Source organism: Allokutzneria multivorans, assembly GCF_039537405.1.
Classification (GTDB): Bacteria; Actinomycetota; Actinomycetes; order Mycobacteriales; family Pseudonocardiaceae; genus Allokutzneria; species Allokutzneria multivorans.
Map to the genome: position 1 here is coordinate 946,139 of NZ_BAABAL010000005.1, position 21,965 is coordinate 968,103.

15 protein-coding genes are annotated in these 21,965 nt (G+C 69.9%); 12 read left to right on the plus strand and 3 right to left on the minus strand.

Annotated elements, in window-relative coordinates:
* Positions 1–122 precede the first annotated feature (122 nt).
* Entirely contained in the window at positions 123–1,448 is a 1,326-nt protein-coding gene (locus ABD798_RS08475; RefSeq protein WP_344872376.1) for an MFS transporter, read from the minus strand.
* Positions 1,449–1,555: 107 nt separating this feature from the next.
* On the opposite strand from ABD798_RS08475, the gene ABD798_RS08480 reads away from it, so the two are divergent.
* Positions 1,556–2,137, plus strand: a complete 582-nt coding sequence (locus ABD798_RS08480) for a YqgE/AlgH family protein (RefSeq protein ID WP_344872378.1) — start codon at positions 1,556–1,558, stop codon at positions 2,135–2,137.
* Entirely contained in the window at positions 2,128–3,165 is a 1,038-nt protein-coding gene (locus ABD798_RS08485) for an ADP-ribosylglycohydrolase family protein (RefSeq protein ID WP_344872380.1), read from the plus strand. The genes ABD798_RS08480 and ABD798_RS08485 overlap by 10 nt, the downstream gene beginning before the upstream one ends.
* Here the strand turns inward: ABD798_RS08485 and ABD798_RS08490 are convergent.
* Positions 3,143–3,589, minus strand: coding sequence for an SdpI family protein (locus tag ABD798_RS08490; RefSeq protein ID WP_344872382.1), 447 nt, complete (start codon positions 3,587–3,589; stop codon positions 3,143–3,145). The two genes, ABD798_RS08485 and ABD798_RS08490, sit on opposite strands and share 23 nt — an antisense overlap.
* A gap of 86 nt (positions 3,590–3,675) precedes the next feature.
* On the opposite strand from ABD798_RS08490, the gene ABD798_RS08495 reads away from it, so the two are divergent.
* The 8 genes from ABD798_RS08495 to ABD798_RS08530 all read left to right on the plus strand — a co-directional run bounded on the left by ABD798_RS08495 (position 3,676) and on the right by ABD798_RS08530 (position 15,868).
* Positions 3,676–4,818, plus strand: coding sequence for an esterase-like activity of phytase family protein (locus ABD798_RS08495; RefSeq protein WP_344872384.1), 1,143 nt, complete (start codon positions 3,676–3,678; stop codon positions 4,816–4,818).
* Positions 4,819–4,863: 45 nt separating this feature from the next.
* A complete protein-coding gene (locus tag ABD798_RS08500; RefSeq protein WP_344872386.1) occupies positions 4,864–5,958 on the plus strand; it encodes an esterase-like activity of phytase family protein in 1,095 nt (364 codons plus the stop codon).
* A gap of 43 nt (positions 5,959–6,001) precedes the next feature.
* Positions 6,002–7,681 carry a glycoside hydrolase family 3 protein gene (locus ABD798_RS08505; protein WP_344872388.1) on the plus strand — a complete coding sequence of 560 codons (1,680 nt, stop codon included), beginning with the start codon at positions 6,002–6,004 and terminating at the stop codon, positions 7,679–7,681.
* On the plus strand, positions 7,681–10,026 hold the full coding sequence (locus ABD798_RS08510; protein ID WP_344872390.1) for a serine hydrolase: 2,346 nt from the start codon (positions 7,681–7,683) through the stop codon (positions 10,024–10,026). Before ABD798_RS08505 ends, ABD798_RS08510 begins: the two co-directional genes overlap by 1 nt.
* Before the next feature lie 51 nt (positions 10,027–10,077).
* Positions 10,078–10,683 carry a Uma2 family endonuclease gene (locus ABD798_RS08515; protein ID WP_344872392.1) on the plus strand — a complete coding sequence of 202 codons (606 nt, stop codon included), beginning with the start codon at positions 10,078–10,080 and terminating at the stop codon, positions 10,681–10,683.
* Between the two features lie 214 nt (positions 10,684–10,897).
* Positions 10,898–13,756: a leucine--tRNA ligase gene (gene leuS, locus ABD798_RS08520; protein ID WP_344872394.1), complete on the plus strand. Its 2,859-nt coding sequence runs from the start codon at positions 10,898–10,900 to the stop codon at positions 13,754–13,756.
* Positions 13,757–13,834: 78 nt separating this feature from the next.
* Positions 13,835–15,385 (plus strand): alpha/beta hydrolase, encoded by a 1,551-nt coding sequence (locus tag ABD798_RS08525; protein ID WP_344872396.1) that lies wholly within the window; start codon positions 13,835–13,837, stop codon positions 15,383–15,385.
* A 30-nt stretch (positions 15,386–15,415) separates the two neighbouring features.
* The gene (locus ABD798_RS08530) at positions 15,416–15,868 is read left to right on the plus strand and encodes a macro domain-containing protein (protein ID WP_344872397.1); all 453 of its coding nucleotides are present in this window, start codon (positions 15,416–15,418) and stop codon (positions 15,866–15,868) included.
* 10 nt (positions 15,869–15,878) lie between these two features.
* On the opposite strand, the gene ABD798_RS08535 is transcribed toward ABD798_RS08530, so the two are convergent.
* Positions 15,879–16,604 carry a TetR/AcrR family transcriptional regulator gene (locus ABD798_RS08535; protein WP_344872398.1) on the minus strand — a complete coding sequence of 242 codons (726 nt, stop codon included), beginning with the start codon at positions 16,602–16,604 and terminating at the stop codon, positions 15,879–15,881.
* A gap of 139 nt (positions 16,605–16,743) precedes the next feature.
* On the opposite strand from ABD798_RS08535, the gene ABD798_RS08540 reads away from it, so the two are divergent.
* The gene (locus ABD798_RS08540) at positions 16,744–18,921 is read left to right on the plus strand and encodes an MMPL family transporter (RefSeq protein WP_344872400.1); all 2,178 of its coding nucleotides are present in this window, start codon (positions 16,744–16,746) and stop codon (positions 18,919–18,921) included.
* A gap of 264 nt (positions 18,922–19,185) precedes the next feature.
* A complete protein-coding gene (locus ABD798_RS08545; RefSeq protein WP_344872402.1) occupies positions 19,186–21,720 on the plus strand; it encodes an MMPL family transporter in 2,535 nt (844 codons plus the stop codon).
* The last annotated feature ends 245 nt before the right edge of the window (positions 21,721–21,965 follow it).

Below are 21,965 nucleotides of genomic sequence, written 5' to 3' on the forward strand. Positions count from 1 at the left end.
CCGCGCGGACCACCTCGTCCGCGTCGCCTTCGGTGGTCGGGATCGTCGGGGCAGCTGTCTCCGTGATCGTCAGCACGAGTGCGGGGTTCGGGGGCCTTGAAGACGCCTGAACCCCGTGGCGGTCAGGCGGTGCGGCGGCTCATGCGGCGGTCGACGAGCAGGTAGGCGGCGAGGCCGACGAGGTAGGCGCAGGCGCCCGCCGCCATCAGCTCGGGGGACCTGCCGTCGGGGGCGACGAGCAGCGCGGTCACGGTGATCGCGCTGACGAAGGTCAGGTTGAACAGCGCGTCGTAGAGCGCGAACACCCTCCCCCGCGCCTCGTCGCCGACGTCGTGCTGCACGGCGGAGTCCACGCAGAGCTTGATGATCTGGCTGCAGCACGCGACGACGAGCACGGCGCCGAGGATGCTGGGCAGCGTCATGATCAGGCCGAGTCCGAGCTGAGCGGCGGCGGAGACGAACAGCGCGCCGCAGACGGTGGCCTTCCTGCCGAAGCGGTGCACGGCGGGCGCGGTGATGAAGGCGGCGAGCACCAGGCCGACCGCTCCGGCGGCCAGCGCTTCGCCGACCCCAGCGATCCCGGCCTTGAGCCAGCCGACGTCGGTGAAGGCGAAGCGCATGAGCAGCAGTCCGAGCAGCATCGACGTTCCGAAGCCGACACGGTGGGCGATCAGCGCGGCGAAGCCGGTGGCGACGCTGCGGGTGCGCGCGGCGACCTTGCCGCTGTCGATCAGGCCGTGGGCGATCGCGGTGACGGCCTTCGCGGGCTCGTCGCGCTCATCGGGGCCGAGCGAGCCCTTGGCGAAGCCGGAGGCGGCCAGTGCGGCGAACACGGAGCCGAACACGGCGCACGCGGTCACCCACGCGGAGCCGAAGTCGTCACCGCCGAAGACCGAGCGCAGCGCGAAGGCGCAGCCACCGCCGACGGCGGCCATGGCGGCACCACCGGTCGCGAGGATGGCGTTGGCCTCGACGAGGTGCTTCTCGTCCATGGTGTGCGGCAGCGACGCGGACAGACCGGCGCCGACGAAGCGGCTCACGCCCATCACGAGCAGCGCGCTCGCGTACAGCGGCAGCCCGGCGACCCCGGTGCCGACCGCAACGGCGACCAGCAGGATGAGCGCGCCGCGCAGGAGGTTCGCGACCAACAGCACCTGGCGCCGGTCCCACCGGTCGAGCAGCGCGCCCGCGAACGGTCCGACCAGCGAGTACGGCAGCAGGATCACGGCGAAACCAGCCGCGATGGCCAGCGGATCGGCCTCGCGCTCGGGGTTGAACAGCACGGCGCCGCCGATGCCCGCCTGGAAGACGCCGTCGCCCCAGTGGGCGAGGAACCGCGTGATCAACAACCTGGCGTAGCCGGGGGTGCCGAGCAGTCGGCGCAGGCCGAGCCGGGGCGGCTTCGTCGAGGGTTCTGCGGCGGCCGGGTCCCCCGTGGCGGTCGTCACGGACCGAGGGTACGGGGCCGACGACACCGAGCACGAGCCCGCGACCCCGTACAGGGGAACGCGGCTTTCCGGCGCGGTTGTCGGCGGCAGAGAAGGTGAGTGGGATCATGGTCGGCGTGCAAGCCGAGGTAGAGGTCGAGCCGGGAACGCTGCTCGTCGCGACCCCCAGCCTGGTCGATCCCAATTTCCGCCGAACGGTCGTCTACGTCATAGACCACCGCGACGAGGGCACCCTCGGCGTCGTGCTGAACAGGCCGAGCGAGATCGCCGTGCACGACGTGCTGCCGGTGTGGGGCGAGCACGCCAGCAAGCCGCAGGCGGTCTTCGTCGGCGGGCCGGTCGAGCAGAAGACGGCCCTGTGCCTGGCGGCGTTACGGGCGGGCGAGGACGTGGCGTCGCTGGACGGGCTGATCCAGGTCAGCGGGCCGGTCGCGCTGGTCGACCTGGACATCGAGCCCGAGGAGCTGATGCCCCGCGTGCGCGGCCTGCGGGTGTTCGCCGGGTACTCGGGCTGGAGCTCCGGTCAGCTGGAGGAGGAGATCGAGCGCGACGACTGGTTCGTGGTTCCCGCGCTGCCCAACGATGTGCTCAATCCCCCTGGCGCGGATCTCTGGGGCCGTGTGCTGCGTCGACAGGGAATGCCCCTGTCGCTGCTGGCCACCTACCCGGAGGACGTGAAGTGCAACTGACCAAGGACCGCCTGCTGGGCTGCCTGCTCGGCGGAGCCGTCGGAGACGCGCTCGGCGCCCCGGTGGAGTTCATGTCGTTGCGCGACATCCGCAACCGCTACGGCGAGCAGGGGTCCCGCGACTTCGACGGCGCTTACCGCAGGGACGGCGGCGCGATCACCGACGACACCCAGATGACGCTGTTCACGCTGGAAGGGCTGCTGCTCTCCGACCGCGCGGGCAACCCGGTGCCGTCCGTGCTGCGCGCGTACCTTCGCTGGCTGCACACCCAGGGCTTCCCGTGGGAGGAGGTCTCGCGGTCCACGAAGGACGTCGAGCCTGAGCCCGCGGGAAAGCTGGTGCACGTGCAGGAGCTGCACAGCCAGCGCGCCCCCGGGCACACCTGCGTGACCGCCCTGCGCGCGAGCACCTACGGCAAGGTCGGCACCACCACGGACCCGATCAACGACTCCAAGGGCTGCGGCGGGGTCATGCGCGCGGCGCCCGCCGGGATCTTCAGCTCCTACGTCAGCGACTCGTTCTGGCTGGGCTCGGCCGTCGCCGCGCTCACCCACGGACACCCCTCGGGCTACCTGTCGGCGGGCGTGTTCGCGGCCATGACGAGCCTGTTGCTGCGCGGGGCGGACCTGCCGACCGCGCTCGACAGCGCAACGGCTGAGCTGCGCAAACACCCGCGCCACGAGGAGACGCTGAACGCGCTGACCCAGGCTCGTGCGCTCGCCGCGAGAGGAAGGCCGACGCCGGAGGACCTTGAGACGCTCGGCGGGGGCTGGGTCGGCGAGGAAGCGCTGGCGATCGCGGTCTGCTGCGCGCTCGTCGGCAAGGACTTCGAGGACGCGCTGCTGCTGTCGGTCAACCACTCCGGGGACTCGGACTCCACCGGGGCGATCTGCGGCAACCTGCTCGGCGCCCGCGACGGCGTCGGCGTGATCCCGGTGCGCTGGCAGGCAGGTGTCGAGCTGGTCGAGGTCGTCCGCGAGATCGCCGACGACACCTACGAGCTGCTCAGCCGCCCAGCAGGGCCTTAGCGCAGCCGCCGCCGCAGCAGCCGCCGCAGCCACCGGCGGGCTTCTCCGGCACCGCCGCCGCTGCCTGGTTGCCGAGCGAACCGCCCGCCATCATCATCCCGAACAGCCCGACGACGCCGATCACCATGATGATCACCGTGGCCAGCGCGTCGGGGACGGCGATGGCGATCCCGCCCGCGACGGCCGCGACGGCTCCGGCGGCCAGGAACGGCAGCCCGGCCACCCGGTTGGCGGCGCGGAAGGTGTCGTCGTCCCGCATGCTCGCCTCGGTGCGCACCCCGGCGAAGCGGTTGCGCGGCAGTCGGCTGAGCAGCCCGAGCGCGCCGATCACCGCGACGGCCAGCCCCGCCACGATGAGCACCGCGCCGAGCGCGGTCTGCACGATGAAGGGGGCGGGCGCGTCGATCCCAGCAGCGTTCGTCACGCCACGAGGGTAAGCGAGGGCAGGTGTCCTCTACGCTCCACCGCTCAGCAACCTTGCCGTCATCCGAATGGGGTGTGCTCCGCGTCATGCTGCGACGTCTTCTCCCCGTGGCCCTCGCCACGACCACAGCGCTCCTGCTGGCCTCTGCGGCGCCCGCCTCCGCGCACTCCCCCGGGGTGCGCCTGCTGGGCGAGCACCTCGTTCCGTTCGCGCAGGACTACCAGGGCACGACGGTGGGCGGTCTCTCCGGGATCGACTACGACCCGAAGACCGGCACGTACGTCCTGATCAGCGACGACAGGTCAGACCGGCAGCCCGCGCGGTTCTACACCGCCAAGATCGACATCACCGAGGACGCCCTGCGCGGCGTCGAGATCACCGGGACCAAGCCGTTGCTCCGCGCCGATGGCAGCACCTTCCCGGCGTACGGCAAGGACCCCGCCCGGTCGACCGATCCCGAGGACATCCGGATCGACCCGTGGACCGGTGACTACTGGTGGACCAGTGAGGGAGATCGCACCACCGGGGACAAGCCGGTGCTCGTCGATCCGACCGTCGGCGCGGTCCGCAAGGACGGCACGTTCGTCCGGCAGCTCCCCCTCGCGCCGAACCTGAAGATGTCCGCGCAGGAGGTGGGTCCGCGCCGCAACGCCGTGCTGGAGGGCCTGACCTTCGCCGCGGGCGGCTCGCTGGTGGTCAGCTCGATGGAGGGCCCGCTGATCCAGGACGGCGTCGACCCGACGCTGACCGACGGCGCGCTGTCGCGGATCACCGTCCAGGACCGCTTCGCCGGGCGGGTGCTCTCGCAGTACGCCTACCCGCTGGACAAGGTGCACGCCGCGCCGAACCCCGCGGGCGGCTTCTTCGTCAACGGTGTGGACGCGATCCTCGCGGTGAACCAGTTCGACCCGACGAAGTTCCTGGTCATGGAGCGGTCGTTCTCCACAGGCGCGACTCCGGCCAACAGCATCCGCGTCTACGAGGTGGACACCTCCGGTGCCACCGACGTGAAGCGGCTCGGCTCGCTGAAGGACGACAGGAAGCTCAAGCCGGTGCGCAAGCGCCTGCTCGTCGACCTCGCGTCGATGAAGCTGTCCACTGTGGACAACGTGGAGGGGATGAGCTGGGGCCCGCGCCTGCCCACGGGGGAGCGGACGCTCGTGCTGGTCAGCGACGACAACTTCGCGAAGAACCAGGTGACCCAGGTGATTGCCCTGGCGGTTCGCTGAACCGGGTAGCTGCGCCGGAACGCGGCGGTCAGTTCGGTCGAGAGCATGAGAACTCGATCACTGGCCGCCGCGTTCGCGTTGCTGGCCGCGTTGCTCACCCCGGCCGTCGCGAGCGCGGCGCCGGGCGTGCGCTTCCTCGGCGAGCAGGTCGTCCCGTTCAAGCTCGACTTCCAGGGAACGACGGTCGGCGGGCTCTCCGGCATCGACTACGACCCCAGGGGCGGCGAGTACGTCCTGATCAGCGACGACCGCTCCTACCTGCAACCGGCGCGGGTCTACCGCGCGCGGATCGACATCGACAGGACCGCGCTGCGCTCGGTGCGCTTCACCGGCACCCAGCCGCTGCGCCGCCCGGACGGCTCGACCTACCCGCTGAACGGGATCGACCCCGAGGAGATCCGGGTCGACCCGTGGAGCGGTCAGTACTGGATCAGCCAGGAGGGCAACCGCGCCAACCCGACGATCCAGCCGACGATCCACCGGGCCGAGCGCACCGGGGCGCACGCGGGTGAACTCCCCCTCCCGGCGAACTACCAGGTCACGGCGGAGCGCGGCCCCCGGCAGAACCTGGTGCTCGAAGCGATCACCTTCAGCCGTCGCGGCGCGGTGCTGACCAGCGCGATGGAGGGGCCGCTGCTGGAGGACGGCCCGGTGCCGACCACGAAGGCGGGCGCGCTCTCGCGGATCACCCTGCACTCGCGCGGCGGTGGAGTCTTCGCGCAGCACGCCTACAAGCAGGAACCGCTGTACGCGGAGTCCGATCCGAGCAGCCCGTGGCACGCGGACACCGGCGTCGCGTCGATCCTGGCCGACCCCGTCGACCCGAGCCGCTACCTGGTGCTGGAGCGGACCTACGTGCCCGGTCCGGGCTACAAGGCACGCGTCTACGAGATCTCCACGCGCGGCGCCACTGACGTGAAGGACGTGGACTCGCTGGCGAAGACGCAGGTCAAGCCCGTGAGCAAGCGGCTGCTGCTGGATCTGGCCGAGCTGCCGATGAAGGCGGTGTTCAACATCGAGGGCATGACCTGGGGCCCGCCGCTGTCCACGGGTGAGCGGTCGTTGGTGCTGGTGGGGGACGACAACTTCACGCAGGAGGAGGCCACTCAGGTGATCGCGCTCGCGCTGCGCTGGCCGTAGCGTCCACTCCCGGAGTTGTCAGCAACTCACCGGGAGAGTCGACATGGCGAAAAGACTTCACCTGATCGGACTCGTGACCGCGCTCTCGGTCGCCGCCGCCACCCCGGCGTCGGCGGCCGAGGAGTCGCGGATGAGCCTCGAAGAGAAGGTCGGCCAGCTCTTCGTCACCTACGCCTACGGGGCCACCGCCGACACCACCGACCCGGCGCACGTGGCCGCCAACCGCAAGGAACTCGGCGTCGACAACGCCAAGCAGCTCATCGAGAAGTACCACCTCGGCGGTGTCATCTACTTCGCGTGGGCGGGCAACACCGACAAACCCGCGCAGACCGCCGGGTTATCCAACGGGCTCCAGACCGCGTCGAAGCTGCCCCTGCTGATCAGCACCGACCAGGAGCACGGCGTGGTCTACCGCGTCGGCGAACCCGCGACGCAGTTCCCCGGCAGCATGGCGCTGGGCGCCTCGCGCTCCGCCGACCTCGCCGAGGACGCCGGACGGATCGCCGGGCGGGAGCTGCGCGCGCTGGGCATCAACCAGAACTACGCGCCCGACGCGGACGTCAACGTCAACCCGGCCAACCCGGTGATCGGCGCGCGGTCCTTCGCCGAGGACCCGAAGCTCGCTGCGCGGCTGACCGCCGCTCAGGTCGAGGGCTACCAGCGCGGCGGCGTGGTCGCGACCGCCAAGCACTTCCCCGGCCACGGCGACACCAACGTGGACAGCCACACCGGCATCCCGGTGATCAACCACAGCCGGGAGCAGTGGGAACGGCTCGACGCTCCCCCGTTTCGCGCGGCCATCGCCAGCGGCATCGACTCGATCATGACCGGCCACCTCGTCGTGCCCGCGCTCGACGCCTCCGGCGATCCGGCGACGCTGTCCGAGCCGATCATCACCGGCCTGCTCCGCGAGAAGCTGGGCTTCCGGGGCGTGGTGGTGACCGACTCGCTCGGCATGGCCGGCGTGCGACAGAAGTACGGCGACGCGCGCGTTCCGGTGCTCGCGCTGAAGGCGGGCGTCGACCAGCTGCTGAAGCCGCCGAACATCGACCTCGCCTACAACGCCGTGCTCAAGGCGGTGCGCGACGGCGAGCTGACGGAGGCGCGGATCGACGAGTCAGTGCGCCGCATCCTCAAGATGAAGCGCCAGCGCGGGTTGTTCGCCAACCGCTTCGTCGACCCGAAGCCGGTCGTGGGCATGCCCGGGAGCCTCCGCGCCGCGCAGGAGGTCGCTGATCGTGGCACGACCGTGCTGCGCAACTCGGTGTTGCCTTTGCGGGACAAGCCGTCGAAGGTCCTGGTCACGGGGTGGGGAACGGCGGCAGAACCGGCTCCGGCCAAGCTCGGCGAGTCCCTGGCACGGCGAGGTGCGGCCACGACCGTGCTGCCGACCGGGGCGAAGCCGACGCAGGCGCAGATCGACGCGGCCGTCGCGGCTGCCGCCGACCTCAACGTCGTCATCACCAACAACGCCTCCGTCGAACAGCAACAGCTGGTCAAAGCCTTGCAGGGCACGGGGAAGCGCGTCGTGGTGATCGGCGTCCGCGAGCCCTACGAAGCCGCTTCGCTGACCGGGACGTACTTGGCCACGTACTCCTACTCGCGCCCGGCGTTGGAGTCGGCGGCTCGCGTCATCTACGGCGAGGTCGCTCCGCGCGGCAAGCTCCCCGTGACGGTGCCCGGCCACTTCGCGTTCGGCCACGGGCTGAGCTGGAGGATCTGATGCGCCGCCTCGTTCTCCTCGTCGTCGCGGCGCTCCTGCTCACCGGGACGGCCGCGCTCGCTTCACCTGCCGGTCTGCGGGTGCTGTCGTTCAACATCCACACCGGCATCGGCGTGGACAACCGGCTCGACCTGACCCGCGTCGCGCAGACGATCCGTGCCACCAAGGCGGATGTCGTTGGCCTGCAAGAGGTCGACGTGCACTGGTCGGAGCGGAGCAACTGGGCCGACCAGGCGTCCTCGCTCGCGTCCGCGCTGGGGATGCACGTGTTCTTCGCGCCGATCTACGACCTCGACCCGGTGCAGGCGGGCAAACCTCGACGGCAGTTCGGTGTCGCGCTGTTGAGCCGCTTCCCGATCCTGTCGGCGGAGAACCACAAGATCACGCGGCTTTCCACGCAGAGCGGCAATCCGGTTCCCGAGCTGATGCCAGGCTTCCCGGAGATCGTGATCGACGTCCACGGAGTGCGGACCCACGTCTACACGACGCACCTGGACTACCGGGGCGATCCCGCTGTGCGGCGGATGCAGGTCGCGGACACGGTGAAGGTGCTCGGCCAGGACCGTGGCGCGCCGAGGATTCTCGTCGGCGACTTCAACGCGGGCCCGGACGCGCCCGAGCTTGGTCCACTGTGGACAGAGCTGAGCGACGGGTGGTCGGCGGTTCACGGGCGCTCCGGCGGGCTCACGTATCCCGTTGACCCGCCGGAGAAGCGCATCGACTACATCACCGCGTCCTCGCCTGTGCGGTTCCGGTCGATCGACGTGCTGGTCAGCCCTGTGTCCGACCACCTCCCCGTGCTCGGCGAAATCGTGCTGCCGCGACCTCGCTCGCCGTGGGGTGCGGCGAGCGAGGTGCTGCGCAAGGGAACCGCCGCCGTGCCCCCGCTCGCTCCGATCGCGAAGGACGGGCCTTATCCGGGCGGAGTCGTGCTCGGCGTTCGGGACGGCGTGATCTTCGAGCACTCCGCGTTCGGGGACGCGCTGCGGCACAACGAGACCGGCGAGCTGCCGCCTGCTTCGCGGTTGCCGATGCGGCCGGACACGATCTTCGACGTCGCGTCGATCTCCAAGCTGTTCACCAGCGTCGTCGCGATGCAGTTCGCCGAGCGCGGGCGCATCGACCTCGACGCACCCGTGGCTCGCCACCTGCCGGAGTTCGCCGTCAACGGCAAGGAGAACGTGACGCTCCGGCAGGTGTTGACGCACACCTCCGGGCTTCCCGCCGGGCTCGCGATCGGCTCCATCCCGACGATTCCCGAGCGGCTCGCGGCGATCTACCGCGTCGGCCTGCGCTCGGCGCCGGGAACCCGTTACGAGTACTCGGACCTGAGCCTGATCATCGTCGGCAAGGTTCTGGAGCGGGTGTCCGGGCGCGCGCTGCCGGAGCTGGTCGCTGACGGCATCACCGGGCCGCTTCGCTTGCGCGACACCATGTACACCCCGCCGTCGTCTCTGCGCAGCCGCATCGCTGCGACGCAGGTCACCGCCGCGCGCGGGCTGATCTGGGGTGTGGTGCACGACTCGACGTCCTGGAACCTCGGTGGAACCGCTGGCCACGCGGGGGTTTTCAGCACCGCCGCCGATCTCGCCGTGTTCGCGCAGATGCTGCTCAACGGCGGGCGCTACGGCTCCGCACAGGTGCTGTCGCCGGACAGCGTGCGCGCCATGACCACGAACTGGAACGCCGCGTTCGTCGGCGCCGATCGTGGGCTCGGGCTCGACATCTACAAGCACTCGTTCATGGGCGCGATGGCCGCGCCGTCGACCGTGGGGCACACCGGTTTCACGGGAACTTCGCTGGTCATCGATCCCGTGACGCGCTCGATCCTGATCTTGATGACCAACCGCGTCCACCCCACGTCGTCCGGCCCCTCCCTGAGTCCCCAGCGCCAGGCCATCGCCGACGCCGTGGCCCGATCGGTGCCCGTCCGGCCGCTGTCCGGGCCCACCGCGTGGTTGGCGACCGCGCCGACCTCCACCTTGACGCTGCCCGTCAAGGGAGGCTCAGCCGTGGAGTTCGGCCTGTGGGTCGACACCGAACCCGGTGACACGTTCTCGTTGGAGACGTCCTCGGACGGTGTCGCGTGGCAACCGCTTCCCTTCTCGCTGCGCGATTCCGACGGCGCGTGGTCCTCGCCCGGCACCGTTTCCGGATTCCTGGGACGCTCGTGGGCGCGGGCGTCGACCACTCTGCCCGCGACCGCCGTGCATTTGCGGTGGTGGCAAAGGAACAACGCGGAAATGCAGGGGCGAGGTGTGTACGTGGACGCGATCCGGGTCGATGGGAAGCCCGTTGACGAGGCAAAACTCCTTGCTTCAGGATTCGCTCCGAGTGCTACCTAGAGTGCGTTTGGCTTCCCCTTTTGGCAATCGGGAGAGCGCGGGAGAATAGACGTGGACGACGAAGACCAGCGAGAGGCGGTGAATGAGATGTCCAGCGCCGTGCAGTTGGGTCCCTACACCCTGGACGACTGGCTGAACCTTGAGCCGGTGGAGGGTTACCGCGTTGAGCTTGTCGACGGGCACTACGTCATGAGCCCAGCTCCGGCCATGCTGCACAACTACGTCGCGGACGAACTGAGGGTCGTTCTGCAGAACGCGGTCAAGTGGCTCGGGCTGGTCGCGGTCACCGGGATCAACGTCCGCGTCGGCGACCGCGGCTACATTCCCGATGTCGCGGTCTGCGGGCTGACCGATTCCGTGGTGACGCCTGCCGAAGAGATCCTGCTCGCCGTGGAAGTGATGTCACCCTCGACCGTCAGGGCCGATCGACTGGAGAAACCGGCCGCGTACGCCGCCGCCGGAATCCCCCGCTACTGGCGGGTCGAGTTCTCCACGGCACGGACTCCGACGATCTTCTGCTACGAGTTGGACGGCGGTAGTTACCGGCAGGTGGCCTTCGCCGACGGCACGGCCACCGCCGAGGTGTCGGTGACGGACGAGGTCGTGGTCAAGCTGATCGTGCACGACATCCTTCCCCCGGAGCGGCGGAGCCGGTGACCGGCGCGCGAGCCCGGGCGCCAAGGGGGTTGAACACGGGGAGTACTCTGAAGGTGTGAGCACTGGTTTTCTGCTCCTTAGCCAGCCGCGCTGACCGTAGGAACGGTCCGCGCGGCAACCCCTCATGCCCTCCCTGGGCTGGGGGGTTTGTTGTTGCTAGGGCCAGAAGTGTTCGCGCGGGGACGCCCGCACCCGGGAAGGAAAGGGAACGACGATGAGCACCGAGGCAGCCGCCGAGAGCGGCACCCAGGACGCGGTACCGGCACACCGGTACACCGCGGCGCTGGCCGGCCGGATCGAGCGGCGTTGGCAGGACCACTGGGAGGACAACGGCACGTTCCACGCGCCGAACCCCGCTGGCTCCCTGGCCGACCCGGGCGCCGCTGCCGGTCGCGAGAAGCTGTTCGTCCAGGACATGTTCCCCTACCCCTCCGGGGCCGGGCTGCACGTCGGCCACCCGCTGGGCTTCATCGGCACGGACGTCTTCGCCCGCTTCCACCGGATGAACGGCCGCAACGTCCTGCACACCATGGGCTTCGACGCCTTCGGCCTGCCCGCCGAGCAGTACGCGGTGCAGACCGGGCAGCACCCGCGCAAGACCACCGAGGCCAACATCGAGACCTACCTGCGGCAGATCCGCAGGCTGGGCCTGGGCCACGACGACCGGCGGCGGATCTCCACGATCGACCCCGGCTACTACAAGTGGACGCAGTGGATCTTCCTGCAGATCTACAACTCCTGGTTCGACGCGCGGGTGAACCGCGCCCGGCCGATCGCCGAGCTGGAGGCGGAGTTCGCCGCCGGTGAGCGCGCCACCTCCGACGGTCGCGCCTGGGCCGAGCTGAGCGCCTCGGACCGGCAGCGCGAGCTGAACTCCTTCCGCCTGGCCTACCTGTCCGAGGCGCCGGTGAACTGGTGTCCCGGCCTGGGAACTGTGCTGGCCAACGAGGAGGTCACCGCCGACGGCCGCAGCGAGCGCGGCAACTTCCCGGTGTTCCGCCGCAACCTGCGCCAGTGGATGATGCGGATCACCGCCTACTCCGACCGTCTGGTCGACGACCTGGACCGGCTGGACTGGCCGGACAAGGTCAAGGCCATGCAGCGCAACTGGATCGGCCGTTCCCAGGGCGCTCGGGTCAGCTTCGCCTCCGGTGAGCACTCGATCGAGGTCTTCACCACCCGCCCGGACACGCTGTTCGGCGCGACCTACATGGTGCTGGCGCCCGAGCACCCGCTGGTGGACTCGCTGGTCCCGGACGCGTGGCCGTCCGATGTGGACGCTCGGTGGACCTCGGGTGCGGCGACCCCGGCCGAGGCGATCGCGACCTACCGCCGCGCCGCCTCGATGAAGTCCGAGCTGGAGCGCCAGGAGAACAAGGACAAGACGGGCGTCTTCGTCGGCGCCTACGCGGAGAACCCGGTCAACGGGGCCAAGATCCCGGTCTTCGTGGCCGACTACGTGCTGAGCGGCTACGGCACCGGCGCGATCATGGCGGTGCCCGGCCAGGACACCCGCGACTGGGACTTCGCGGAAGCCTTCGGGCTGCCCATCATCCGCACCGTCAAGCCCTCGGAAGGCTTCGAGGGCAAGGCTTTCACCGGTGACGGGGTGGCGATCAATTCCGGCTTCCTGGACGGGATGACGGTCGCCGAGGCCAAGCCGAAGATCATCGAGTGGCTGCAGGAGCGCGGCGTCGGCGAGGGCACCGTGCAGTACAAGCTGCGCGACTGGCTGTTCTCGCGGCAGCGCTACTGGGGCGAGCCGTTCCCGATCGTCTACGGCGCCGACGGCGTGCCGCGCGCGCTGCCGGAGAGCATGCTGCCGATCGAGCTGCCCGAGGTCGACGACTACTCGCCGAAGACCTTCGACCCCGAGGACGCGCAGAGCGAGCCGTTCGCGCCGCTGGGCCGCGCCACCGACTGGGTCGAGGTCGAGCTGGACCTGGGCGAGGGCAAGCAGACCTACCGCCGCGACATCAACACGATGCCGAACTGGGCGGGCTCCTGCTGGTACCAGCTGCGCTACATCGACCCGTACAACGCCGAGACGCTGTGCGACCCGGCCGCCGAGCAGTACTGGGTCGGCAAGGACCCGGCGAAGCACGGCGCGAGCGACCCCGGCGGCGTCGACCTGTACATCGGCGGCGTCGAGCACGCGGTGCTGCACCTGCTGTACTCGCGGTTCTGGCAGAAGGTGCTGTTCGACCTGGGCCACGTGACGGCCGAGGAGCCCTACCGGAAGCTGTTCAACCAGGGCTACGTCCAGGCCTACGCCTACACCGACTCGCGCGGTTCCTACGTGCCCGCCGAAGAGGTCGTCGAGCGTGACGGCAAGTACTTCTGGCAGGACCAGGAGGTCAACCGCGAGTACGGCAAGATGGGCAAGAGCCTGAAGAACGTCGTCACGCCGGACGAGATGTGCGACAACTACGGCGCCGACACCTTCCGGCTGTACGAGATGTCCATGGGGCCGCTGGAGCTGTCCCGGCCGTGGGCGACCAAGGACGTCGTTGGCGCACAACGGTTCCTGCAGCGGCTGTGGCGCAACCTGATCGACGAGGAGTCCGGCGGGCTGCGCGTCACCGACGCGGAGCCGGACGAGGACACGCTGCGCGCGCTGCACAAGGCGATCTCCGGGGTCCGCGAGGACTACCAGAACATGCGCAACAACACCGCCGCCGCGAAGCTGATCGAGCTGAACAACCACGTCACCAAGCGCTTCTCCGCCGAGGCGGGCACGCCGCGCCAGGTGGCCGAGGCGATGGTGCTGATGCTGGCGCCGCTGTGCCCGCACCTGGCCGAAGAGCTGTGGTCGCGGCTGGGCTCGGCGGAATCCCTGGCGCACGGGCCCTTCCCGGTCGCCGAGCAGCGGTACCTGGTCGAGGACTCGGTGGAGTACCCGATCCAGGTCAACGGCAAGGTCCGCTCGCGCGTGGTCGTTCCGGCCGACGCGGGGGTCGACCAGGTCAAGGCCGCCGCGCTGGCCGAGGAGAAGATCGTCGCAGCGCTGGCCGGTGGCGAGCCCCGCAAGGTGATCGTCGTGCCCGGCCGCCTGGTCAACGTGGTGCTGTAGCAAGTCTTTTCGTGAACTCTGCGCCGCCCGCTGTGAAACAACGCAGTGGGCGGCGCTTTGTTGGGTACGTTCGGGTTCATGATCGGTGCAACGGGGGGACGGCGTCGCGCGCTGCTCATGGCGGGCGTCGTGGGCGCGGCGGTGCTGGTGTGCGCCACGCCGGCGCAGGCGAACCCGTTGTCGTGGAAGGACTGCGCGGAGTTGAAGTGCGCGTCGCTCGACGTGCCTTTGGACCACGCCGATCCTCGCGGGGAACGCGTCACGCTCGCGCTGGTCAAGGCGCCCGCGCGCAAGCAGGCTGAGCGATTGGGCTCGGTGGTGGTCAACCGCGGCGGTCCGGGCTTCTCCACCATCCAGTACCTGGAGCTGATCAAGGGCAAGCACCTGCCCGCGCCGTGGGACGACCGCGTGTGGGACCGCTACGACGTGATCGCGCTCGACCAGCGCGGCGTTGGCAAGGCGACGCCCACCGTGAAGTGCTTCGCCACTCCGGAGGCTGCCGCGGCGTTCGGAGCTGGTGTGCCCACGGTTCCGGTGAGCCTGGCCGAGGTGATGAAGCGCGCCGCCAAGGACGCCGAGTTCGCGTCGGAGTGCCGCAAGCACAGCGGAAAGCTCCTCGACCACCTGTCGACCGCCACAGTCGCACGGGACCTCGACCTGGTGCGCGCGGCGCTCGGCGAGCAGCGGTTGAACTTCCTCGGCCAGTCCTACGGCGTCGCGCTCGGCACCGTCTACGCCAACATGTTCCCCGCGCGCACAGGGGCTTTGGTGCTGGACAGCGTGGTGAACCCGGCGATCACCACGACGGGCGCGATCGGCTCCGTGCAGTCCGAACGGAGCGGTACGGACAACTCGACCCGCGACACCATGCGCGAGTTCCTGCGGTTGTGCGCGCAGGGAAAGACCTGCCAGTTCGCCAAGTACGGACCTGGCGCCCACCGCGACCTGCTCGCGGCGCTCCGTGCGGAGCCGTTGGCGTTGACCACGCCGGAGGGCAAGCCGGTTTCGCTGACCTACTCCAAGCTCGTCGTGTACATCGGCGGGCGGCTCTACCAAACCGATGCGTGGTCGGGGATCGATTACATGCTCGACCTGACCCACCGCGCCCTCACCGAACCCGGTGGCCAGGCGGCTTCCGAGCTGGCCCAGGTGGTGTCCTACTTGGACGAGTTCGAGCCCGACAACCCGTACAACGAGCTGACTCCGGCCTACAGCGCCTTCACGTGCAACGACGACGACACGTCCAAGTTCGCGCTCGCGTGGTGGAAGGCGGCCGAGCGCCGGGAGCGGATCGCGCCGAACTTCGCGACGCTGCGCGCCTACGAGACCAGTCAGTGCGCGTCGTGGCAGGCCAAGCCCAAGGAGCGCTACACCGGCCCGTGGCGGCCGAAGAACGCGCGGCCCGCGCTGATCATCAACAACCGCTACGACCCCGCGACGCCGATCTCCGGAGCCGTCGAGCTGAGCCGCACGCTGAACAGCCGCCTGCTGATCGCCGAGGGCTGGGGCCACATCGCCGCGCAGCAGTCGACCTGCGCGATCACCGCCACCTCCGACTACCTCGTGACCGGCGCACTCCCCCAACCCGGCACCACCTGCAAGCCCAACACCGTCCCGTTCAGCGGCTGACTGTCAGGGGTCGCACGTAGCGTCCGGCGCATGGTCAGAACCTCGTCCGGAAGCCTCTTCGACGAGCCCGTCGCTGCGCTGGTCAACCCGGTGAACTGCGTCGGCACCATGGGGAAGGGGCTCGCGAAGGAGTTCCGGTCCAGGTTCCCGGAGATCTTCGAGCCGTACCGCGCGCTGTGCGGCAGCGGCGGGCTCGCGCCCGGGCGGCCGCACGTGGTCGACCGGGGCGCAGGCAACTGTCCACAGTGGATAGTCAATCTTCCGACGAAGCGGCACTGGCGTTCGCGCAGCCGCATCGAGGACGTGGAGGCCGGAGTCGTCGCGCTCGCGGACGCCTTGCGGGAGAACGAGATCCCGTCCGTCGCGGTGCCCGCGCTCGGCTGCGGGCTCGGCGAGCTTGACTGGGACCGCGTGCACTCCGTGCTGCTCGCCCACCTCGAACCGCTGACCGGGGTCGACGTGGTGCTCTTCCCGCCGCGCTGAGCCCGGTGGGTCAGGAGAAGCCGACGACGGAGGCGAGTTCGGTGAGCATGGACTCGAAGAGGGGTTCGGCGTCGGGCACCGCGAACGGGAAGCGGCCGAAGACCTCCAGTGCCACGTGCCCGTACAACCGCGCCCACCACTGGAGCATCAGGTAGATGGTGCCGAGCTGGAGCTTCTCCTCGGGCACGCGGATGCCGGTCGCGGCGAGGCTCGCGCTGACGTCGTCGCGGTAGGCGGCCAGCTCGGCGCGCAGGGGCTCGGGCACGTCGAGGGACTCCGACAGGAAGATCTTGTGCTCGGACAGCAGCTGCCCGGCGATCTCCAGGAACACCCGGCCGAAGTGGTCCTGGGCTGGGCGGTTGACCGGGGTGTTGGTCTCCTCCGGGCTGGTGGCGAAGACGAGCGTGAACTCCCTGGGGTGCGCGAGCGCCCAGCGGCGGAAGGCGCGGCAGACGGTGAAGACGCGTTCGGCGGGCTGGTCGAGCGGGACGGCGGCGATCTGCGGGGTGAGGGTCGCGGCGAGGTCGGCGGAGATGTCGTCGCAGACGTGCCGCAGCAGGTCGGCGCGCGAGTCGTAGTAGCGGTACAGCGCGGGGGCGGTGATGCCGAGCTCACGGGCGATGGCGCGCAGCGTCACGGCGTGGCTGCCGTCCTCGACGAGCAGGCGGCGCGCGCAGGCGAGGATCTCGCGCTCCGTGTCGGCCCGCAGTTTCTCGCGCCGAGTGCCCTCGGTCATACCTCACCCCATCGGGTTGTAAACGGTGTTCACCGTCGCGTACGGTCACGAACGGTAGTGAACACCGTTTACTGACCGCGCCGGCTCTCGCACGGTAGCCGCCGCGCTCGCCGGACCACCAGTTGCCGGAGGCTCGATCGTGTTCGTCTCGTGGGGTTCCCTCGTCCACCGCCGCCGCTGGCTGGTGGCGATCGCGATCGTGCTGTTCACCGTCGTCGGCGGGGCCTGGGGAGCCGGGGTCTTCGGCCAGCTCTCGCAGGGCGGCTACGAGGACCCGGGCAGCGAGGCGGCGCGCGCGACGGCCACCGCCAAGGAAGCCCTCGGGCGCCAGGGCGGTGACCTCGCGGTCATCTACACCGCGCCGACCGGCACCGTGGACGACCAGGCCTTCGCCACGAAGGTCACCGAGCGGCTGCGCGCGCTGCCCTCGGACAAGGTCGAGCGCGTGCTGTCCTACTGGGACACCAGGGCGCCGCAGTTCGCCGACGCGGAGAAGAAGCGCGGGATCGCCGTGGTGACCCTGAGGTCCACCGACGAGAACGAGAAGATCAGCCAGTACCCGGAGCTGCGGGACGCGCTCCAGGTCGACGGCGCCCGCGCGGAGATCGCCGGGTTCGTGCCGATGGCCGCGGCGATCAACGAGACCACCCAGACCGACCTGATCAAGGCCGAGCTGGTGTCGGTCCCGCTCACGCTGATCCTGCTCGTGGTGATCTTCGGCGGCCTGGTCGCGGCCTCGCTGCCGGTGGCCGTCGGCGGCCTGGCGATCCTCGGCTCGCTCGGCGTCATCCGGATCATCTCCTCCTTCGCCGAGGTCAGCACGTTCGCGGTGAACGTGGCCTCGCTGCTCGGACTCGGGCTCGCGATCGACTACGGGTTGTTCATGGTGGGGCGCTTCCGCGAGGAGATCGCCTCGGGCCGCTCGACCCCCGACGCCGTGCGCCGCACCGTCGCCACCGCGGGCCGCACGGTCGCGTTCTCGGCGACGCTGCTGGTCATCGCGCTGGCCGGACTCCTGCTGTTCCCGCAGGGCTTCCTCAAGTCGGTCGCGTACGGCGGCATGGCGGCGGTCGGCATCGCGGCGCTGGTGTCGCTGACCCTGCTGCCCGCGCTGCTGGGGATGCTCGGCAAGAAGGTGGACTCGCTCGGCCTGCCGTGGCGCAACAAGCAGAAGCGCGCCGCCGCAGAGGAGGGTCGCGGCTGGCACAGGCTGGCCACCGGCGTGATGCGCCGCCCGGCCCTGGTCGCGGTGCCGATCGTGGCGGTCCTGCTGCTGCTCGGCGCCCCGTTCCTCGGCGCGAGCTTCGGCGCGGTCACCGAGAAGGTGCTGCCCGCCTCCAACGCCACCCGCCAGGCCACCGAGACGCTCAACAACAACTTCCCCGGCCTGGCCAACGACGGCGCGCAGCTGGTGCTCAAGAGCCGCGACGGCTCGGCGCCGGACCAGCGCGCGGTCGCCAGCTTCGCCGCGTCGGTCGACAACGTGCCCGGGGTCAGCGCGGTCCAGGTGACCGGGGCGGGCAAGGACGTCGTGACGCTGAGCGCGAAGCTGCCCGGCGACTCGATGGGAGCCGCGGCCAAGGACGCGGTCGTGGCGATCCGCGCGGTCTCACCGCCGCCGAACACCGACCTCCTCGTCGGCGGGATCACCGCGCAGGTGACCGACTCGCTGGACGCGATCATCGAGCAGCTGCCGCTGATGGCGGTCGTGGTGATCGGCGCGACGCTGCTGCTGATGTTCCTGGCGTTCGGCTCGGTGCTGCTGCCGGTCAAGGCCGTGGTGATGAGCGCGCTGAGCCTGTCGGCGACCTTCGGCGTGCTGGTGTGGGTGTTCCAGGACGGCCACCTCGCCGACCTGATCGGGGTGACGCCGGGGCCGCTCGAAGCCGGGATCGTGGTGCTGATGGCGGCCGTGGTGTTCGGCCTGTCCACCGACTACGAGGTCTTCCTCATGTCGCGGATGGTCGAGGCGAAGTCCAAGGGCGCGAGCAACTCGGAGGCCGTGGCCACCGGTATCGCCAAGACCGGGCGCGTGATCAGCGCGGCGGCCGTGCTGCTGATCGTGGTCACCGGCGCGTTCGCCTTCTCCGACGTGGCGATGATGCGGTTCGTCGGCGTCGGCATGATCCTCGCGCTCGTGCTGGACGCGACCATCGTGCGGATGCTGCTCGTCCCCGCCGTCATGCGGTTGCTCGGCGACGCGGCGTGGTGGGCGCCGGGTCCGCTCCGTCGGCTTCAGCAGCGAGTCGGCCTCCAGGAGTCCGACGACCTTCCGGAGGACGTCGAGACGTCCAGGAATCCCCAGCCGGTGGCCTGACTAGCAAGATCGTTGATCACTTCACCCATAAGTGTTTGCCTGCACCTGGAAAAGGCTACTTTCAACATCGAACTTCTTTCTGTGACGCTATCGTTAGCTGATACCCCTGAGTAGCCTCTGCCGAGTTCCACCGTTTGGCGTAAGCACACCGGTAACTCCTACTGAGAGTGATTGACCCGCTGCTCAGTGCCCGGGCTCGCCGGACGGTCGTGATTGCCGGACTGCCGCCATCCGGAGGGGCTCGTGTTCGCTGCTTGGGGATCGATGGTTCACCGCCAACGCTGGCTGGTCGTCGGAACAGTGCTGCTGATCGCCCTGCTGGGCGGAGCGTGGGGCAGCGGGGTCTTCGACCGGCTTTCCCAGGGCGGCTACGACGACCCCGCCAGCGAGGCGGTGCAGGCGACGAAGGCGGTCGAGAAGACCCTCGGCAAGCCCGGCGGCGACTTCGTCGCGATCTACACCGTGCCGCCCGGCAGGTCCGTCGACGACCCGCAGCTCGGCCAGCGCATCACCAGCAGGCTGAGCACGTTGCCGCAGAACAAGGTCAGCAAGGTCGTCTCCTACTGGCAGCTGCCGAACCCGCAGTTCGCCACGCCGGACAAGCAGCGCGGCGTGGCCGTCTTCACCCTCGCCGGTGCCAACGAGGACGAAAAGCTCGCCGCGTTCGACGAGGTCAAGGGGATGATCTCGGTAGAGGGCGCTGCGACGACCGTGACCGGCTACTTCGCGCTCGGCAAAGAGATCAACGAGACATCGCACAACGACCTGGTGCGGGCCGAGCTGATCTCGCTGCCCGTGACCCTGGTGCTGCTGGTGCTGTTCTTCGGCGGCCTGGTCGCGGCCTCGCTGCCGGTGGCCGTCGGCGGCCTGACCATCCTCGGCGCGCTCGGCGTGCTCCGGCTGCTCACCGTCTTCGGCGACGTGAACACCTTCGCGGTGAACGTGGCCACGCTGCTCGGGCTCGGTCTGGCCATCGACTACGGCCTCTTCATGGTCGGCCGCTTCCGCGAGGAGCTGGCGGGCGGGCGCTCCACCGAGGACGCCGTGCAGCGCACCGTCGCCACGGCCGGTCGCACCGTCGCCTTCTCCTCCACCTTGCTGGTGATCGCGCTCGGCGGCCTGCTGCTCTTCCCGCAGGCGTTCCTCAAGTCCGTCGGCTACGGCGGCATGGCGGCGGTCGGCATCGCCGCCGTGCTCTCGCTGACCCTGCTGCCCGCCGTGTTCGCGGTGCTCGGCCGCCGCGTGGACGCGCTGGCCATGCCGTGGCGGCGCGGCAAGGACGTCACGCAGCACCGCGAGTGGCCTGGCTGGCGCAAGCTCGCCGACTGGGTGATGAAGCGCCCGGTCTTCGTGGCCGCGCCGATCCTGGTCCTGCTCCTCGTGCTCGGCGCCCCGTTCCTCGGCGTCAACTTCGGCGCGGTCACCGAGAAGGTGCTGCCGCAGGAGAACACCGCCCGCCAGTCCGCCGAGCAGCTCATGCGCGAGTTCCCGCAGCTCGGCGCGGACGGCGCGCAGATCGTGCTGCGCGGCTACGACGGCAAGGCGCCGACCCCGGAGACCGTGCAGAAGTTCATCGGCGAGATCGAGAAGGTCTCCGGCGTCACCGAGGTGAAGCCCGGCCAGTCCGCGGGCGACGTCGCCACGATCAGCGCGAAGCTGCCCGGCGGCTCGCTCAGCTCCGAGGCCAAGACCGCCGTCGCCGACCTGCGCGAGCTCTCCGAGCCCGCGGGCACCGAGGTCATGGTGGGTGGTCGCACCGCCGAGGTGGTGGACAGCCTCGCCGCCACCGCCGCCCAGCTGCCGTGGATGATCCTGCTGGTCGTCGGCGCGACCATGGTGCTGATGTTCCTGGCCTTCGGCTCGGTGATGATGCCGATCAAGGCCGTGGTGATGAGCGCGGTCAGCCTCACCGCGACCTTCGGCGCGCTGGTCTGGGTCTTCCAGGACGGCCACGGCGCCGACCTGCTCGGCGTGGAGCCCGGACCGCTCGAAGCCGGGGTCGTCGTGCTGATGGCGGCCGTGGTGTTCGGCCTCTCCACCGACTACGAGGTCTTCCTGATGTCGCGGATGGTCGAGGCGCGTGAGCGCGGCGCGACCACCGAGGAGGCCGTGAGCATCGGGCTCGGCAAGACCGGCAAGGTGATCAGCGCGGCGGCGGTGCTGCTGATCGTGGTCACCGGCGCCTTCTCCTTCTCCGACATGGCGCTCATGCGCTTCATCGGCATCGGCATGATCCTGGCGCTGGCGCTGGACGCCACCATCGTGCGGATGCTGCTGGTCCCGGCGCTGGTGAAGCTCCAGGGCGAGTTCACCTGGTGGGCCCCGGCCTCGCTACGGCGGTTGCAGCAGCGGATCGGACTCCAGGAGCGCGACGAGCTGGACGACCTGGTGCCCGACGCGGCGAAGGCGCTGGAGACCGTTCCGGCCACGACCCGGCTCCCGAGGATCGCCCAGCGCGCCATCGCGGTGGCCTCGGTGGTGCTGGAGCCGGAGCTGGTGCAGACGGTGCGCAACGCCAAGCGGGACTTCCTGCACCGCCTCGAACCGCTGCGGCCGGAGCTGTTCCAGTACTGCCTGCGGCTGGCTGGCGACATCAACCACGCGGAGCGGCTGGTGCAGGAGACCATGGCGCGCGCGTTCGTCGCCTGCACCGAGGTCGCCAACCCCGGCATCGACCGGCCGCTGCCCTGGCTGATGCGGATCGCCACCAAGACCCACGTGGACTCGTGGCTGAAGCGGGTGCCGCCCGCCACCGGTCGCCTGGTGATGCACAGGACGACCGCGCAGCTCATCGGCTGAGCGAGGGGCGGGGATGACGCGGTCGGCTACGGAGCCGGACCGCGTCATCTCCTTCCCTCGGCTGGGTGTCATCCGATGGGCCGGATGTAGGTCTCCTGGCCGACACAGAAGTCACCTGTTTCGATTCAGTTGAGAATCCTTCTTGTGTATTCGATTAACCGGGTCGTGTAATCGAATACACGCACGGCTTGTGTCACGGTGAAAACGCCCGTGATCACAATGGGAGGAGCGCCGACGGTGGCCAC